Below are 17,554 nucleotides of genomic sequence, written 5' to 3'. Positions count from 1 at the left end.
GCCCCGGCCGGGCCGCCGGCCGCTCAGCCCGCCGTGGCCGAGGCGGCCGAGGCAGCCGAGGCGGGGGCGGCCGGGCCGGACGACCGGCCGCCGCCGCGCGCCGCCGTGCCCGACCACGGGTTCCGGGCGCCGCTGCCCACACCCGCGCAACTCCCCGCCGACACCACCGATCTCGTCGGCCGTACCGCGGTGGTGGGCCGGATGCACGAGGTGCTGACCGCCGCGGGTCGCGGCGCCCCGGCCGTCGTGGCCGTCGCGGGCATGGGCGGCGTCGGCAAGAGCGTGCTGGCCGTCCACGTCGCCCACCGAACCCGCGGCTGCTTCCCCGACGGGCAGTTGCACGCCGATCTGCGCGGCGTCGACCAGGAGCCGGCCGACCCGTCCATCGTGCTGGCCGACTTCCTGCTGGCGCTGGGCACCCCGGCCGAGGCGGTGCCGGACGGGCTGGAGGCGAGGGCCGCCCTGTACCGGTCCTCGCTGGACGGCCGACGGGTCCTGGTCCTGCTCGACAACGCCCGTGACGCCGCACAGTTGCGGCACCTGCTGCCCGGCTCGGCGGGCTGCGCGGTGATCGCCACCAGCCGGACCCGGCTGTTCGGGCTCCCCACCGACGCCGAAGTGGACCTCGACGTCTTCACCCCGGCCGAGGCCCTCGAACTGCTCGGCCGACTGGTCGGCCCGGAGCGGCTGCACCGCGAGCACGACGCGGCCCTCGACCTGGTGGCGACCTGCGGCTTCCTCCCGCTGGCGGTCCGGATCCTGGCCGCCAGGCTGGCGTCCCGGCGGAGTTGGTCGCTGCAGTCGCTCACCCGCAGGCTCGCCGACGAGCAGCGCAGGATCGCCGAGCTGCGGGTCGGCGACCTGGCCGTCGAAGCCGCCTTCGAGCTGGGATACCGCCAGTTGACCCCGGCCCAGGCCAGGGCGTTCCGGCTGGTCGCCCTCGCGGACGGGCCCGATGTGGGGGTGGCCGCCGCCGCCGTGCTGGTGGACGCGGACGGACCGGAGACCGAGGAACTGCTGGAGTCGCTGGTCGACGCGGCCATGCTGCAGAGCCCGACCGCCGGACGCTACCGCTACCACGACCTGCTGTGGGTGTTCGCCCGGCAGCGGGCCCGGTGCGAGCGGCCCGGCGAAGCGGCCGAGGCCCGGACCCGGTGGCTGGACTTCCTGCTGGCCACCGCCTGCACCGCCTTCCAGCGGGCGGTTCCGGGCGACCCGGTCAGCGGGATGCTCGGGCCGGCCCGCTCCGCGGGCGAGCCGCTGGCCGACGTCCGGGCGGCCCGGGCGTGGGCGGTCGCCGAGTGCGAGGGCGTGGTCGCCGCCGCCGAGGAGACCGCCCGCGGCGAGTACGGCGGCCGGGCGGTGAGCGAGGCCACCGACCTGTTGATCGCCCTGACCCCGTTCGGCTGGGAGGTCCGGCACGAGCTGCTGGCCCGCGGCGCCCGGGCCGTGCTCGCGGCGGCCGGCCGGGCGGACGACGCCAGGACGCTGGGCCGGGCACGGTTCCTGAACGGCAACCTCGCCCTCCAGTCCTCCCGGCTCGCCGAGGCCGAGACCCATGCCCGGGAGGCGGCGCGGCTGTGCCGGACCGCGGGGGACACCGCGATCCTCCGCCAGGCGCTCAACGACCTCGGGATGGTCGCGCAGTTCCAGCACCGCTACGACGAGGCGGTGGCCTGCTTCGACGAGGCGATCGCCCTGGCCCACGAGCTCGGCCACCGCTCCGGCGCGACCGCGACCGTCCTGAACGCGGCGCTGGCCCGGGTCCGCAGCGGGCGCGTCGACGAGGCGGTCGAGGCCTGCGGGCGGGTGCTCGCGGAGCCGGACAGCCGGTCCGACCCGGCGTCCGCCGGCTACGCGAGCTATGTGCTCGGCCTGGCCCTGCACCAGCAGGGCCGCCACGACGAGGCCATCGCCCGGTACGGCGAGTGCATCGAGCTGTCCCAGCGGGTGGGCATGCGGGGACGGGAGGCCCGGGCCCGCTACCAGCTCGCCGACACCCTGCGGACGGTCGGCCGGGCCCGGGAGGCGGTCGACCACGCCGACACGGCGCTGCGGCTCTGCCGGGAGACCGGCGCCCGACGGGACGAGGGCCAGGCCCTGCTGGCTCTCTCCCGGGCGCTGGCCGGGGCCGGCCGGTCCGCCGACGCGCGCCTGCGCGGTCAGCAGGCGCTCGACCTGTTCCGCCAGTTGGAGCTGCCGGAGGCGGCGGAGGCGCAGCTGCTGCTCGACGGAACGGGCGGGGCCGCCCGGACGGGCGGCCGACCCGGCGGGAGCGGCGGTCCGCCGTCCGGCGGCGAGGGGTACGGCCTCCGGCCGGGCCGCCACGCCGGCCGGCCGGGGCAGCCGGCGCCGGTCGAACAGGTTCCGGCCGTGGCGGCCGCGGACCGCTACTTGATGCAGGTGTCGCACGAGCCCGTGCTGTTCCACTCGAGCGGGTCCGACCCGGTGTCCTGCGCCGACAAGCCGGCGACCGCCGTCGAACGCCCGTCGGCGGCGGCCGGAGCGGACCACTGGGGGCCGAGGAGCAGCGCGGCGCCGGAGAGCAGGACGGCCACGGTGAGCTGGGTGCGGCGGGAGGAGGTCATGGAACCGACGGGCATCGATAGGAACCTTCCGGTGTACGGGAGTGCTGGCAGGAGGACTGTCGCAGAGTCCGGCTGATCGCCGATCAACGTCCGTTCAACGGACGGCGCGAGGCGGGTCGACGCCGCGGCCGGGCGGGTGCCGGGGACGGCCGGATCGCCCCCTTCCGGCGGCCCGCCGGCCCGGGTCGACGCCGCGGGCCGGGGCCGGTGTTGACCGCGCGTCGATCCCTCCGGAGCCCCCGGCCAGCACAATCGAGCCCACCGGGGGCCCGGCGAGCGGGACTCGCCGGCGCGGACCCCTGGTCCCGCACGCCTGCCGCCCGGCCCCTCGGGCCCCCGGGCCCCTGACCCGGGGAACGTCGGCAGCATCCAGGAAGGACCGCGAGTGAACACCGCACCGCAGCACATCCCGCTCTCCGTCGGGCAGCAGGCCATGTGGGTGGCCTGGAAGCGCGATCCGGCCCAGTGGACGCACATCATCCCCACCCCGTTCCTGGTGCGGGGCCGGGTCGACCCCGAGCGCCTGGCCCGGGCGGTGCGGGCCGTCGGCCGGGCCTGGCCGCAGCTGCGCGGACGGGTCGCCGAGCAGGACGGCCGACCGGTGCTGGACTGGTCCGACGCGCCCGAGATCCCGGTCCGCGAGTCGCGCACCGAGTCGGCCCGCGAGGAGGCGGTGCGCCGCACCTGGCAGTCCCCGTTCGACCTGCGGACCGGGCCGCTGGCCCGGGTCGACCTGCTGCACTGCCCGGACGGGACGGTGCTGCTGCTCGCGGTGCACCACCTGGTCCACGACGGCGCGTCCGTCCTGCTCGTGCTCGACGCGCTGCGCCGGGCCTACGCGGACCCGAGCCCGCTGCCCGAGGCGCCGGTCGCACCGTCGGCGGACTACGCGGCGCGCACCTGGGCGCTGGCCGAGGGACCGGACGGAGCGGCGCACCGGGAGTACTGGCGCCGGGAACTGGGCGGCGGCGCACCGGACTTCCGGCTGCCGGACGGCGTCGACCGGCCGCAGTACACCGCGGTCGCGAGGACGCTCCCGGCGGACCTGACGGCGCGGCTGCGGGAACGCGCGGCCCAGTTGGGCGTCTCCTACACCGCGCTCCTGCTGGGCGGGTACTTCGCGCTGCTGCGGCGCTGTACCGGAGCCGCCGACCTGCTGGCGTTCATCCCGTACCACGGGCGCTCCGACGCCTCGCTGCGGGACAGCGTCGGCTACTTCGTCAACACCCTGCCGGTGCGCTGCCGGGTCGACGACGCGGACTCGTACGCGGAGCTGCTGCCGCGGGTGTACCGCCGGCTGAAGGAGGCGCTGTCGCACGGGGACCTGCCCCTGCCCGCCATCATGCGGGCCGCGGGCCTGACCGGCCCCGAGGCGCAGGCCCGCACCCACCAGACGGTCTTCCAGGTGTGGGACGCCACCACCCGCGACGGGGTGGACGTGCAGCGGGTGCGGCTCACCGGCCCGGACTCGGACGCCGTGCTCGCCCTCCAGCCGATGGAGAGCACCGCCGGGTTCACCCTGGCGGCGATGGTGCGGCAGGACAGCTCCGGGACGAACCTGTGCTGGAAGGACCCGCGGGGGGCGCTCGGCCCGACCCTGGTCTCGGCGATGGTCGGCGACTACGTCCGGATCCTGGAGGACATCGCCGCCGACCCGGGCACCCGGGTGGCCGACACGGTCGTTCGGGCCACCGGGAGCACGCGGGTGGCGGCGGCCGTGGGCGAGGACACCCCCGGCCCGGCCGCGGACCAGGTCGGCGCCGACCCGGAGCTGATGGCGGCGGTCGCCGCCATCTGGGAGGAGGTCCTCGGCTTCGCCGGAATCCGGGCGGAGGACTCCTTCTTCGAGCTGGGCGGTCATTCGCTGCTCGCCGACGCGCTGGTCGCCACGGTCGCCGAGCGGCTCGGGATCGAGGTGTCCCTGAAGATGCTGTTCGAGGCCCCCCGGCTGGGGGAGTTCACGGTCGAGGTGCAGCGCGCGGTGGCCGCGGCCGGGGCGGCGGCGGCACCCCACCGCGAGCAGCGGTCCGAGCCCGCCGCACCCGGCGGCTGGGGCGCCCTGCCGCACCGGATGGGCCTCGGCGTCCGCCGGGGGGACCTCGGCGGTGACGGTGCCGCCGCGGTCAGCGTCATCTGCAAGGTCTTCCGCTTCGCCGGGGCGGTGCTGGACCGGGCCGGGCTGGAGCGGGCGGTGGCGCTGGCGGTCCGGGTCAATCCAGCGCTGCGCAGCGGTTACCGGGCGGACCCGGAGTCCGGGCCCCAGTACCGCGAGGAGGACTGGACGCCGGCGGTCGACGTGGTCGACCTGGGCGGCACCGACTGGGACGGGCTGTGCGCCGAGGCCCGCCGGGTCGCGGACCGGGAGGCGGCCGGCACCGGTCCGGACGGCGGCGGTGACGGCGGTGGGCGGCGCCACCTGCGGGTGGTGGTCGTCCGTCGTACGGAGCCCGGCTTCGCGGTGGTGCTGCGGATCGACCACGCGGTCTGCGACGGACTGTCCTACACCCGCTTCCTCGAGGACGTCGGTGCGGCCTACACGGCCGGGGACGAGGAGGCCTTCCTCCGGGCCCGCAGCAGGCCCTCGCTGGCGGCGGTCGCGGCCGCCGAGCGGCGGGTGCTGGACGGCGACCGCGGCCGGGAACTGCTGGACGCCTGGCGCAAGCGGCTGCCCACCGGGGTCCCGCCGGTCCTGCTGGCCGACGAGTCCCCCTGGCCGACCGGCCCGGTGCCGGCCGCCTCGGTGCCGTTCACGGTCGACGGCGAGGCCTACCGGCGGCACACCGCGGAGGCGCGGCGCTACCGGGTGACCAGCTTCGTCCTGGCGGCCGCCAAGGTGCTGCACGCGATGCGCCCCAGCGTCGTCAACGAGGAACTGGCCTTCTACTGCCCGTTCCCCGGCCGCTACGTGCCGGAGGCCGGGGAGGTGATGGGGAACTTCGTCAACCTGCTGCCGGTCCTGGTGGACACGCCGCGCGAAGGGGGCCTCGGGGCGACCGTGCAGGCCGTCCACGAGGGCGTCCGCTGGACCCTGCTCCATCAGGACGTCCCCTCGGACCGGGTCACCGAGGCGCTGCGCGGCGTCGGCCGGGCCGGTGCCGACCCGGCCGCGCACACCAGGGCGCTCTTCCTGGCCGGCAACCCCCCGGAGGCCTTCACCCTGGACGGCCGGACCGCCGAGGCGGGCCTGCCCGAGCTCGACCGGGCGCTGTTCGACCTGAGCCTGTGGGTCACCGACACCGGCCGCGGGCTGCGCGGCCTGGTCGTCCACCGGCGCGACCTGCTCTCCCGGCCCCAGGTGGAGGAGTGGCTGTCCGCACTGCACGAGCCGGTCGGACCGTCGACGGGGCACTGACCGCCATCGGGCCGAGGAGGCCCGCCCTACGCTGACACCTCGTCGCTTGGAGAGCCAGGATGTTCGTGGAAGAACCCGACCCGCAGCCCGGGGCCCGCACGCCGGCCGGACCGCACGCCGGATCGACCCTGGTCGGGCGTGACGTCCAACTCGACCGGGTGGAGCGGGCCCTGGTCCAGGCCGAGGGGGGCCGCGGGGGCGTGGTGTGCCTGGCCGGGCTGCCGGGAGCGGGGACCTCGGCCGTCCTGGACGCCTCCGCGGACCGCGCCCGGCGGCGGGGGTTCACCGTGCGCGAGGCCGCCGCCGGGCCGCACCAGCAGGACTATCCGTACGGGGTGGCCCGGCAGCTCCTCGGGCACCAGGCGCCCGGCCCGTCCCTCCCGGACGCCCCGGTGACCCCCGCCGTGGAGCGGGCCGCCCTGGAACGGCTGCAGGAGGCGGTGCACCGGCTCGCGCTCGACGCGCCGCTGCTGCTCGCCGTCGACGACGTCACCTGGGCCGATCCGCAGTCGCTGCGCTGGCTGCACTACCTCAGCCGTTGCCCGGCTGACACCCCGGTGGTGCTGCTGGTGACCCGCTGCCCGGCCGAGCGCGGCTGCGCACCGGAGCTGCTCGCCGACCTGCTCGTACGGGCCCGGCAGATCCCCGTCCCGGAGCTGACCGGGCCGGAGGTGGCCGCCCTCGCGGCGGCGAGGGGAGGCGACGGGCCCGCCGGACGCTCCCCGGAGGCGCTGCGGGACGCCGGCGGCAACCCGGCCCTGCTGTGGGTCCTGCTGGACGCGGAGCAGACCGGGTCCCCGCTGCCGCACGACGCCGGCCTCCGGGCGGCGGAGCCGGCCGTCCGCATGGTCGAGCGCCTGCGGCGCCAGTCCCCGGACGCCGCGGAGTACGCCCGCTGCCTGTCCGTCCTGGAGCCGGCCGCACCGCGCCTGGTCGGCGCGGTCGCGGCGGTCTCCGGCGGCGACACGGAGGCGCTGCGGGTCCTCACGGCGATGGGGGTGCTCGCGGCGGACGGGACGCGGTTCCGGCACCCGCTGTTGCGGGACGGCGTGCGCGCGCTGGTCCCCGACGCCGAACGGGCCCGCTGGCACGCGGAGGCGGCCGTGCGGCTCTACCAGCAGTGCGCGCCGCCCGCCGACGTGGCCAGGCAGCTGCTGGCGGGCGCCCCGGTCCGGCTGCCCTGGGTGGCCCCGCTGCTGCGCCGCGCGGCCGCGGACGCGCCGCTGGACGACGGCGCCCTGCCGGTCGCCTGCCTGCGCGGGGCCCTGGAGCAGCCGCTGGACGACGGCGAACGGCCGGAGGTGCTCTGCGAACTGGCGCTGGCGGAGGCCGGGGAGGACCCGGTCAAGGCCCTGGTCCGGCTGGACCGGGCGCTCGACGCCACCACCGTCCGGGCGCACGCCGAGCGGCTGGCCGCCACCGCCGCCCTGATCGTCTACGAGGCCCAGGCCCCCGAGGGCGTCCCGGTCCTGGCCCGCACGGCCCGGACCATGTTCGGGGAGGTCTGCGGAACGCCGTGCGACGATGCCTCGGCCGGGCTCCGGCTGCTGACCCGCGGCGCCGCGCAGGGCGCCGGCGCGGGCGGTGACGCCCTCGGGGAGGGCACCTCGGCGGACCGCGGCGAGCCGCAACCGTCCGCCACCCGGCGGGCGTTGGCGCTGCTGACGGCCGGGGATCCGGCGGCGGCCGCGGGCTGGGCACCGGACTGGGCGCGGCTGGGCCCCGACGCCGCCCGCTGGGAGCACGAGCTGCTGGTCGACGCGTTGCTGTTCACCGGCGACACGAGCGCCGCGCTGGACTGTGCGCGGCAGGCGCTGGAGTACGCGCTGGGCCGGCGCGCCGAGGAGGACGCGGCGGCCGGACACGTGCTGGCGGCCCGGGTCCACCTGGCGCGCGACGAGTCCGACGAGGCCCGTGGGCACGCCCGGACCGCCATGGACGCGGTGCTGGAGTGCCACGGCCTGCGCTCCCGGACGCCGTGGGCGCTGCGGAGCATCGCGCTCTGGACCGAACTGGAGGTCCGCGGCGGCCGGCCCGACGCCGCCCGGACGGTGCTGGAGCGTTTCCGGCTGACCGGAGGGCTCCCGCTGACCGTCGGCGCGCTGACGCTGCGGCTGGCCCGGGGCGGGCTGCTGCTGGCCGAGGACGCGCCGGAGGCGGCCCTGGCCGAACTGCTGGACTGCGGGCGGCGCCTGTCCTCCGTCCACCCGGCGCACCGCCGGGGTCTTCGCTGGCGGGCGCCCGCGGCCCGGGCCCTGCGCGCGCTCGGCCGGGCCGAGGAGGCCGTCGCCTGCGAGCGGGAGGACCCGGACGCGGGGCCCGCGGCGGGGGTGCGGCCCGGCATCGCGGGCCCGGCCCTGTTCGCGGCCCGGGGCCGGCCGGGCGAGGGCCGTGCCCCCGGTCCGGTCGGGCCCGGCTGGGCGCTGACGGCGCACGAGCGCCGGGTGGCGGGGCTGGCGGCGAACGGCCTGTCCAACCGGGAGATCGCCGAGCGGCTGGCGGTGACCCAGCGGACGATCGAGTTCCATCTCACCAACGTCTACCGCAAGTTCGGCATCACCCGGCGCACCCAGCTGCACGCCTGCTTGGGGGACGGCCCGGCCGGTGTCGGCCTCCGGGCGCAGCCACGGGGGTGGACGGGTGTCCCGCGGCCCGTCGCGGCCGGACCGGGACGGGCCGCGGGGTAGCGGGGGCCCGGGGGGTCAGGCGGGCTTGGTGCCGACCGCGAGCACCATCGGGGCGTGCGTCGCCTCGGGGGCCGCCTCGCCCCCGGGCAGCGGCACGGCGGGCGCCCCCAGGGCCAGGGCGTCGGCCAGGACCGGCGTGCGGACCTCGACCTCGGCGAAGCCCGCCCCCGACAGCACGTCCCGGTAGACGTCGAGCGGCCAGTGGTAGTCCTCGATCTCCAAGGTCTCGGCAGAGCCGAAGAGTTGCACCCGGCGGGACTCGCCCTGGGCGTATCGCCGCCCCGGTTCGCCGGTGCGGAAGGTGGCGAAGCGGACCCCGGTGGTCTCCGGGTTGGAGTCCAGGACGGCGTAGCGGGCACCCGGTCGCAGCACCCGGTACACCTCGGCGGTCACCGCCCGGATGGTCTCCAGGTCGCCGATGTTGATGAAGACGAAGCAGGACATGGCGGCGTCCACCGAGCCGTCCGGCAGGAACGACAGGTCGGCGCTGTCGATCCGCCGGTAGCGCACCCGCTCGTGGGTGCGCTGCTCCGCGGCGATGCCCAGCATGTGCGGGGAGATGTCGACGCCGGTGACCCGCAGGGCCGGATGGGCCCGCGCGGCGAGCAGCGACACCCGGCCCGGGCCGCAGCCGTAGTCGAGGAGGTGGCCGGGTTCGGAGGCTTCGAGGCCGAGCGCCCGGAACACCAGGGGGAAGCCGACGGCCTGTTCGGTGAGGTCGTCGTAGGCGTCGAAGTCGGTCGCCAGCTCGGCGTCCGAGGACCAGTTCTGTCCCATGGGGATCCTCTTCTCAGTCGGATGGTGGAACGTCGGATGGTGGAAAGGTGTCGCCGGCCCAGGCCCGTACGGTCGGGTCCGGCGAGGCGCGGAGGGCGGCCAGGACCCGTTCCGGGGTGAACGGGGCGTGGTCGAGTTCGGCGCCGGTGGCGTCGCGCACCGCGTTGGCGATGGCCGGGACGATTCCCATCACCGGCGACTCGCCGAGGCCCTTGGCACCCAGCGGGCCGACGGGGTGCGGCTCCTCGATCAGGTGCACCTCCACGGGGATCCGCCACGGCGGCCGGGGAACCCCCTGGGCCAGCAGCGAGGTCTGCTCGACGGCGCCGTCCGGGGTGAACCGGACGCCTTCGGTCAGCGCCATGCCCACGGCCTGCAGCACGCCGCCGCGGACCTGCTCCCCGGCCTGGGCGCGCTGGAGCACCCGGCCGGTGTCGTGCGCGGAGACGACGCGCAGCACCCGGATGACACCGGTGGCGCAGTCGACCTCCACCTCGGCCGCCTGGGCCCCGGCGACCAGGGCGTTGTCCGGGGCGGCGAAGGCGCCCCCGGCGGCCAGCCCCTCCAGGCCGGCGCGCAGCCGTCCGTCCGGGCCGAGCAGCCCGTCGGGGGACACCTCCCGCGCCCGGCGGAGCAGCTCCGCGGCGGCCTCCGCGACGGCGCCGGCCGTCAGGTACGAACCGCGCGAGGCGAACAGGCCGGCGTCGGCCTGCCCGAGGTCGAGCTCGACGTCCACCAGCTCCGGGGGCACGCCGAGTCGTTCGGCGGCGACCGAGGTGAGCACGGTGTGGATGCCCTGCCCGACGTCGGGACAGGCGGTGAGGACGACCACCCGGCCCCGTTCGATCCGGCAGCCCGCCTCGGCCCGGTCGGTGCCGATGACCCCGGTGAGACCGCTGAGGTTCACCAGTGCGGCGATCCCGGTGCCGCGGCGCAGCCGCCCGCCCGACGCGGGCCCGGGGGCGTCGGCCGGCCCGGAGGGGGGCCGCGGCACCGGGACGGCCCGCAGGCAGGGGGAGAGGCCGAACGAGCGGACCGGCCAGCCGTGCAGGGGGTCGGGATCGCCGGTGCGCAGGGCGTTGCGTTCGCGCAGGGTGACCGGGTCGATGCCCAGCCGCCTGCCGATGACGTCCAGCTGGCTCTCCACCGCGAACAGCACCTGCGGTGCGCCGTAGCCGCGGAACGCCCCGGAGGGCACCCGGTTCAGCGACACGCACACCCCGGTCGCCCGGGTGGCCGGGGCCGGGTACAGGGTCAGTGCGAGCGCGAGTCCGTTGGCGGTGACGCTGGGCGAGTGGCCCGCGTACGGGCCGCCCTCGAACACCGCGTCGATGTGCCGGGCGAGGATGCGGCCGTCGGTGTCGACACCGGTCACCACCCGCACCGTCGCCGCGTGCCGCACGCGGAACGCGGTGGTCATCTCGCGGCGGTCGGTCTCGACGGTCACCGGTCGGCCGCCCGCCGCCCTGCTGCACAGGGCGGCCACCGCGTCCAGCAGGAACTCCTCCTTGCCCCCGAACGACCCGCCGATGGTGACCGGTTCGTAGTGCACGTCCGCCGGGTCCACGCCGAGCAGCCGGGCCAGCAGCGCACGGCTCAGGCCCGGGCACTGGCTGGCCGACCGCACCAGGCAGCGGCCCTCGTCCCAGCGGGCGACGGCGGCGACGGGCTCCAGGAAGTGGTGCGGCCCGGCGTCGATCCGGGACGTGTGCTCGAAGACGTGCGCGCTGCCCGCCAGCGCCCGGTCGAGGTCCGCCTCGTCGCAGCCCATCGCGAAGCGGGCCAACTCGTTGCCGGGGTGGTCGCGGTGCGCCGCGGGGGAGGACGGGTCGAGCGAGGTGGCGGGGTCCAGCACGGCGGGCAGCGGCCGCTCGTGGACGGTCACGGCCGCGGCCCCGGCGCGGGCGGCGGCCCGGGACCGGGCGACCACGACGCCGACCACGTCACCGGGGAACCGGGCCTCCCGGGTGAACACCGAGGTGTCGTCGCGGCTGCCGTGCGGGTTGGTGGAGAACCGGATGCCGGGGTCGTCGTCCGGGGTCAGGACGAGGGCCACGCCGGGAACGGCGAGGGCGGCCGCGGAGTCGAGGACGACCTCGGAGTGCGGCCCGCGGGCCCGTACCAGTCGGGCGAACAGGCCGTCCTGCGGCTGGTCGTCCAGCACGTACCGGGCGAGTCCCGCGGCCCGGTCCCGGGTGTGGCTGTGACGGGTGGTCATGCCGTCACCTCCCGGTGGACCTCGGCGTCGGTGTCAGCGGTGTCGGCGTCGGCGGCGGTGTCGGCGGTGTCGGCGTCGGCGGCGGTGTCGGCGGGGCACACCCCGCGCAGGGCGCGGGCGGCGGCGGCCAGACCGCCGCACCGGCAGAGGTGGCCCGCGAGCAGGTCCCGGATCCCCTCCTCGTCCGCGGGGAGTCCCCCGTGCCGGTCCATCCAGGAGCCGCAGGAGACCAGGACACCGGGGGTGCAGAAGCCGCACTGGACGGCGGCGGCCTCGGCGAGCGCCCCGACCACCGCGCGTCCGGCGGGCCGGTCGGCCAGGGTCGCGGCGGTGTCGACCCGGTCGCCGGCGGCGAGCCGGGCCACCGGCACCAGACAGGCGGGTACCGGCTCGCCGTTCAGGGACACCGTGCAGGCTCCGCAGGTCCCCTCCTCGCAGCCGACCTTGACCGCCTGGTGGCCGCGGTCGCGCAGCCACCAGGCGAGGCTGTCGGTCGGCCGCGATCCGTCCGGCACCGGCCGCGCGGCGCCGTCGACCGTGATGGTGGCGCCGGTCGCGGGGCAGGCCGAGCCGTCGGCACAGGGGGCCGTCGACCACCGGTCGTCGGACCGGCGCGGTCCGGCGAGGGGGGCCGCGGCGCGGTGCGGCCCGGACCGGACCCCGGCCGGCCCGGTGGCCAGCGCCTCGCAGGCCTCGGCCACCAGCAGCCGCATGATCCGGTGGCGGTACCCGGCCGACGCCTCCCCGTCGTCCAGCAGTTCGTCCGGCCCGGGCAGCCGGTCCGGGTCGACCAGGCGCGGGCGGGGCAGCGCCGCTCCGACGCAGACCGTGAACCCGCCGTCCGGGCGCCGGACGGCCGCGACCGAGACCAGGCTGGGCGCGATCGTCTGATGCCCGGTGAAGCGGCGGTAGACGCCGGGAGCGGCCGGCCCCAGGTCCACCGAGAGCACGGCGAACGGGTCGGGCAGGCTCCACAGGTCCAGCGGGGACAGCTCGCGGACCGTACCGTCGGCCGCGTCCAGGACGGAGACCGTCGCGCCGGCCGCGGCCAGGGCGACCGGCAGGTCGGCGCGCGGCGACCGGGCCCCGAGGACACCGCCGACGGTGATCAGCCGCCTGACCCCGGGGTGGCCGGTGGCGGCGACGGCCTGGGCGATCGCCGGACGCCCGGCGCACGGCGCCGCCATCCGGGACAGCCGGACCATCGCGCCGACCCTGCCGTCCACGACGCGGTCCAGCCCGAGCCCGCCCAGGTCCGCGGTGATCCGGCCCCAGGCGTCGGCGAAGGCCGCCGACATCACGCCGGCGCCGCCGCCCAGCGGTACCGCCCCGCTCCGCAGGGCGGCGAGGAGGGCCTCCTGGTCCGCCGGGCGGAGCAGTTCCACCCCGTCACCTCGACTGTCACGCACCGGGCGTCCTCCCGTCCTCACCTGCCGCTGTGGTCGATTACCGGCCCGACGCTCCCAGGCGGCCGCGGGCGCGTCACTGCGGGAACCCGCAGCGGGCCGGGGCTGCGGGTTCCCGCAGTGGCCGGAGCGGCCGCCGTTGCCAGGCTTCGAGCAGCGCACCGCGAAGGAGCCCCCGATGTCAGACCCGTCGCCCGACCGCGACACCCTGCTCACCACCTGGTACGAAGCGACCCCCCGACGGCTCGGGGAGCATCTGCGACTCACCGGGACGCCGTCCTGGCTGGACTCCCCGGCCGTCGGCGCCGGACTCGCCCTCGGCGCCGCCGGCAACACCGGGCGGCCCGGCCCGGGCACCTGGGTGGCCGCCGGCCCCTGCCTCGGGGACTGTTCCGCCGGGCTGACCCTGGAGGCGCTGGCCGTCGTCTACAACCTCTTCGCCACCGCCCGCGCCACCGGGCTGCGGCCGCTGCTGCACCTCGGCACCGCCGAGCTGGAGACGACCGACCCGCAGCTGGCGTCGACCTGGCGGAGTGTGGCCGAGGAGGTGCGGGCCACGGCCGAGCACTGTGCCCGGCTGCTCGGCGTCCCGGAGTACCTGGTCTGCGAGACCGGCGAGCACAGTGCGCACCCGGCGGTCCGGGAGGCCGTCGCCCGCTCCCGCGGCGTGGTCGCGGACGCGCGGCTGAACGGCGTCTACGACCTGTTCGGCACGCCCCGGCCGCCGTCGCAGCGGCACCTCGAGGCCGCGCGCTCGTGCCTGGCCTTCCACACGCCCGACGTGCTGGCACAGGTGTCGGGGGCACCGGTCGAACGGCTGGTGGTGCTCACCGACGTCCAGCAGGCGGCCCTGGTGGCGCTGGCGGCGGAGGTCGACGAGGCGGGGCGGGGGAGCGCCCCGGGCGCGGCCGGGGAGGACGGGCGCCTCACCTGGCTGGTGCAGTGCCCCTTCCCGGCCGTGGACGGCAGCGCCCGGATGTTCCGTGCCGCCCCCGCCCAGAAGCTCCACACCGGCGCGGACCCGGCCGTCCTGGCGTTCGACCTGGCGCGGATGCCCGACACCGTTTTCCGGGTCTGGGCCGCCTTCTGGTCGGCCGTCGACCCGGCGTTCCGCGCCGCGGACCCGGCCGAACTGGCCGACGTCATCGGGCGGTTGACGCCGGACCGGACGGCGGCCCGGCAGCACCGGAGGGCGGTCGCGTGCTGAGGCCGCTGTCCCGGGAGCTGCTGGAGGCGCTGCCCGGCCGACTGGTGCAGACGCGGGTCCTCGCCGGACGGCTGGGCGCGCCGGACGCGGCGCTGGTCGGCGGACCGGGCCTGGTGGCCTGGTTCTGCGCACCGCCGGACCGGCCGGACTCCGCGGAGGAGCTGCTGGTCGAGGAACTCGCCGACGCGCTCGGCATGCCGACGACCGTCGTCGTCGAATCCCCGGACGGCGGGGCGGGCCCGCAGGGCGCGGCGGCCGGACCCGAGGGGCCCGGCGCCCGGCCCGGCCGGACGGTCGTGCCGCGTGCGGAACTGCCGACCGTCGAGGCGCTGCTGGCCTGCGCGGGGCGGCTGGGACCGGCCGAGGCCGCCCGCGCGGCCGAGGGCGGCCGCCTCCCCGAGGTCCTGGCACTGGCCGCCGCCGTCGCCGTGCTCGCCGGGGCGGTCGGCACCGGGCGTCTCGCGCTGGTGTTCGCCGAGGACCGGCAGGACGCCGTCGAGGCGGCGCTGCGCTGCCTGCCCGACCGGGCCCGACGGCGGACCACCGCACTGCTGCTGTCGGCCCCGGCCGCGGCCCTGCGCCAACTGCCGCATCCGGACCGCGCCCCGGCCGGGGCGCTGGCACGGGCGGTGCGGCGGCTGCCGTCCGGCAACCCGGACGGCGAGCACGGGGCCACCCGGGTGGGCGGCTGCTCGGCACTGGCCGCGGCGGTCCGCTACGGGCAGCGCCGCACGGGCGACGCCGACCTGGGCCGGATCGTGCGCGACTGCCGGACGGGGGCGCCGTGCTCGGACTGCAAACCGGCCTTGCTGCGGCTGATCGAGCCGCAGTGACTGGCTCTGCCGCCGACCGGCGGCAGACGGATGAAAGGGCATCTGTGACACGCATCGTGGCCACGGCCGAGCCGTACGGCTTCGGCCCGGTTGCCAAACTGATCAGCATCGTGCGGGCGGCGCCGCTCGCCGTCCGGGGCCGATGGGAGTTCGTCGGCCACGGCTCGGCGCTCACCGCGGCGCGCTCGGCCGCCGACCTCTTCGGATCGGTCGCCGAGGTGGACACCTCCGACCCGGCGGCCGTCCTGGAGGTGCTGCGCGGCGCCGACCTCCTGGTGGACGTGATGGAGCCGACGGCCGTGGTCTGCGCGGCCGCGCTGGGCGTCCCGGTCGGCTACGTCGACAGCCTCCCGCACGTGTGGCGGCCCGAGCTGACACCGGCCCGGGCGGCGGCGCTGGCGCAGGAGGTCCGCGGCGACGAACGGGCGGCCCTGCGGATCTGCGCCGAGCTCGCCCCGCACGACCTCCAGGCCGTCGCGCACGCGCTGGCGGAGCGCTCCTACCTGCAGCAGGGCCCCAACCCGCCGCTCTCGGCGCTCACCCCCCGCCGGGCCGTCCCGGTCGGCGGCATCGTCTCCCGGGTGCGGCCCGGCCCGGACGGCCCGGACGTGCTGGTCTCCCTCAGCGGGCAGCGCTCGGCGCTGGTCCCGCTGGAGACCGCGGTGCGGTACGCGGAGCTGGTCCTGCTGCTCCTGCGCGGCTGCGCGGGCCACCTGCCGCCCGACACCTCGCTCTGGCTGACCGGCAACCCCGAGGTGCTGGACGCCCTCCCGGCGTCCGCCCTCGACGCCCTGCCCGGCACGGTGCGGGTGGGCCCGCTGGGCCCCGACGCCATGGCGTCCGCCCTGGCCGGGGCCGGGGTGGTGCTCGCTCCGCCCGGGCTGACCACCTACCTGGAGTGCGTGGACCAGCGGGTGCCGCTGCTGCTGCTCCCCGACCAGCACGCGGGGCACCGGATCAACCGGAGGCAGATCGACCCGGACGACGCCTTCGGACCGTGGAACCTCGGCACGCCGGCGCCCCCGGACGTCCCGTCGTTCGCCGAGATCGTCACCGACACCGGCGAACTGGCCGCCGCCACCGAGCGCGTCCTGCGGGACCCCGCGCGGTCGGAGGCCGCCGGAGCACTGTTCGGCGCGGCGGCGGCCGCACTGCTGCACAGCCCGACCACCCGTGACGCGCTGGCCGAGCGCCAGTGCCGCCAGGCCCAGGCGGCCTTCGGCGGCACCGAGGGGGCCCGTGCGGTCGTCAGCGACCTGGCCCGGCTGCTGGACCCGGCTCCGGACCCCCTTCGGCCCGCCGTCGCCGGGGGCACCCCGGTGCGGGCCGAACCGGTCGTGCTGCGCCCCGTGCTGACCGGGACCGAACGCCGCCACGTGGCCGAGGTCCTGGACCGCGGGGAACTCTCGGCCGTCGGCGGGGGACGCTTCGTCCGCGCGCTGGAGGAAGCCGTCAGGGCCGTGACCGGGGCCCGCCACGCCGTGGCCGTGTCCTCGGGGACGGCGGCGCTGCACATCGCGCTGCGGGCCGCCGCCGAGGTGGCCGGGGCGCCGCTCGAAGCCGGCGTGGCCCTGCCGACGCACACCTTCGCGGCCAGCGGCAACGCCGTCGTCGCGGCCGGGGGCACCCCGGTGCCGCTGGACGTCGACGGGCGGACGCTGCGACCGCTGGAGGGCTCGCTGAAGCAGGCCGGCGCCGACGGCGCCCGGGTGCTGCTGTGCGTCCACATGTACGGCGTCCCGCTGCCCGCCGCCGATCTCGCCGCCGCCGTCGGACCGGGCACGCTGCTGGTGGAGGACTGCGCCCAGGCGCTGGGCGCCCGGCTGGACGGCCGGCACGTGGGCCTCGCAGGGCTGGCGGGCACGCTCAGCTTCAGCTCGGAGAAGGCCGCCTCCAGCGGCGAGGGCGGCATGGTGATCACCGACGACGAGTCCGTCGCCGACTACGCCCGGGTCTTCCGCGACAACGGCATGAACGGCTGGAACCGCCTGCGGACCCCGGCGCTCAACCACCGGATGACCGAGCTCCAGGCCGCGGTGGCACTGGGTCAGATCGAACGGCTGCCCGAACTGCAGGCCGCCCGTGACGCCGTCGCCGCCCGCTACGCCGAGCGGCTGGCGGGCACCGCGCTGGAGGCGGTGTCACCCCCGGCGGGGGCCCGCTTCAGCTGGGCCAAGTACCCCGTCCGGGTGCCCGCCTCCTGGAGGGTCGACGCCGACGAGGTGGTGGCGGCGCTGCGCGCGGAGAACGTACCGGTCCAAGGCGGCTACCGGGGGCTGCACGACTACCGGCGGCTCGCGCCGCCCGCCGGGCGGCCGGCCCGCTGCCCGGTGGCCGACGGCTGGCAGCCGCTGACCTTCCACCTGCCCACCGGGCCCGCCGTGAGCACCGCCCTGGCCGAGGAGATCCTCGCCGCCCTGGAGAAGATCACCCGCTGGTTCGACCCGGACCGGCCGAACCGGAGCTGACCCGCACCCCGACGCCCC

At 77.6% G+C, this 17,554-nt stretch carries 9 protein-coding genes; 6 read left to right on the top strand and 3 right to left on the bottom strand.

The genetic code is table 11. The features are described from left to right. From ACFVXG_RS43205 to ACFVXG_RS43195, 3 genes are all read left to right on the top strand, one after another. A partial coding sequence (locus ACFVXG_RS43205) for an ATP-binding protein (RefSeq protein ID WP_387935996.1) occupies positions 1-2,664 on the top strand: 2,664 nt, incomplete at its 5' end. A 309-nt stretch (positions 2,665-2,973) separates the two neighbouring features. Continuing rightward, the gene (locus tag ACFVXG_RS43200) at positions 2,974-5,940 is read left to right on the top strand and encodes a condensation domain-containing protein (protein ID WP_387935995.1); all 2,967 of its coding nucleotides are present in this window, start codon (positions 2,974-2,976) and stop codon (positions 5,938-5,940) included. A 59-nt stretch (positions 5,941-5,999) separates the two neighbouring features. Further along, positions 6,000-8,627, top strand: a complete 2,628-nt coding sequence (locus ACFVXG_RS43195; protein WP_387935994.1) for an AAA family ATPase — start codon at positions 6,000-6,002, stop codon at positions 8,625-8,627. Between the two features lie 15 nt (positions 8,628-8,642). On the opposite strand, the gene ACFVXG_RS43190 is transcribed toward ACFVXG_RS43195, so the two are convergent. Genes ACFVXG_RS43190 through ACFVXG_RS43180 form a run of 3 tightly spaced genes read right to left on the bottom strand, consistent with a single transcriptional unit; the run spans position 8,643 to position 13,031 of the window. Beyond that, positions 8,643-9,404, bottom strand: a complete 762-nt coding sequence (locus ACFVXG_RS43190) for a class I SAM-dependent methyltransferase (RefSeq protein ID WP_387935993.1) — start codon at positions 9,402-9,404, stop codon at positions 8,643-8,645. A 13-nt stretch (positions 9,405-9,417) separates the two neighbouring features. Continuing rightward, the gene (locus ACFVXG_RS43185) at positions 9,418-11,622 is read right to left on the bottom strand and encodes a xanthine dehydrogenase family protein molybdopterin-binding subunit (RefSeq protein ID WP_387935992.1); all 2,205 of its coding nucleotides are present in this window, start codon (positions 11,620-11,622) and stop codon (positions 9,418-9,420) included. Then, positions 11,619-13,031 (bottom strand): 2Fe-2S iron-sulfur cluster-binding protein, encoded by a 1,413-nt coding sequence (locus ACFVXG_RS43180; protein WP_387935991.1) that lies wholly within the window; start codon positions 13,029-13,031, stop codon positions 11,619-11,621. The genes ACFVXG_RS43185 and ACFVXG_RS43180 overlap by 4 nt, the downstream gene beginning before the upstream one ends. 175 nt (positions 13,032-13,206) lie before the next feature. Between ACFVXG_RS43180 and ACFVXG_RS43175 the strand changes: the two genes are divergently transcribed. From ACFVXG_RS43175 to ACFVXG_RS43165, 3 genes are read left to right on the top strand one after another with little or no spacing between them, the layout of a single operon-like run. Then, the gene (locus ACFVXG_RS43175) at positions 13,207-14,235 is read left to right on the top strand and encodes a hypothetical protein (RefSeq protein WP_387935990.1); all 1,029 of its coding nucleotides are present in this window, start codon (positions 13,207-13,209) and stop codon (positions 14,233-14,235) included. Further along, positions 14,229-15,068: a hypothetical protein gene (locus ACFVXG_RS43170; protein ID WP_387935989.1), complete on the top strand. Its 840-nt coding sequence runs from the start codon at positions 14,229-14,231 to the stop codon at positions 15,066-15,068. Before ACFVXG_RS43175 ends, ACFVXG_RS43170 begins: the two co-directional genes overlap by 7 nt. Before the next feature lie 44 nt (positions 15,069-15,112). Then, complete coding sequence (locus tag ACFVXG_RS43165; protein WP_387935988.1) at positions 15,113-17,536, top strand: DegT/DnrJ/EryC1/StrS family aminotransferase; 2,424 nt, start codon at positions 15,113-15,115, stop codon at positions 17,534-17,536. Positions 17,537-17,554: the final 18 nt, after the last annotated feature.

This window comes from Kitasatospora sp. NPDC058162 (assembly GCF_042884005.1).
Classification (GTDB): Bacteria; Actinomycetota; Actinomycetes; order Streptomycetales; family Streptomycetaceae; genus Kitasatospora.
Note: the sequence above shows the minus strand (reverse complement) of the source record. Positions and strands in the feature narration are given on the sequence as shown.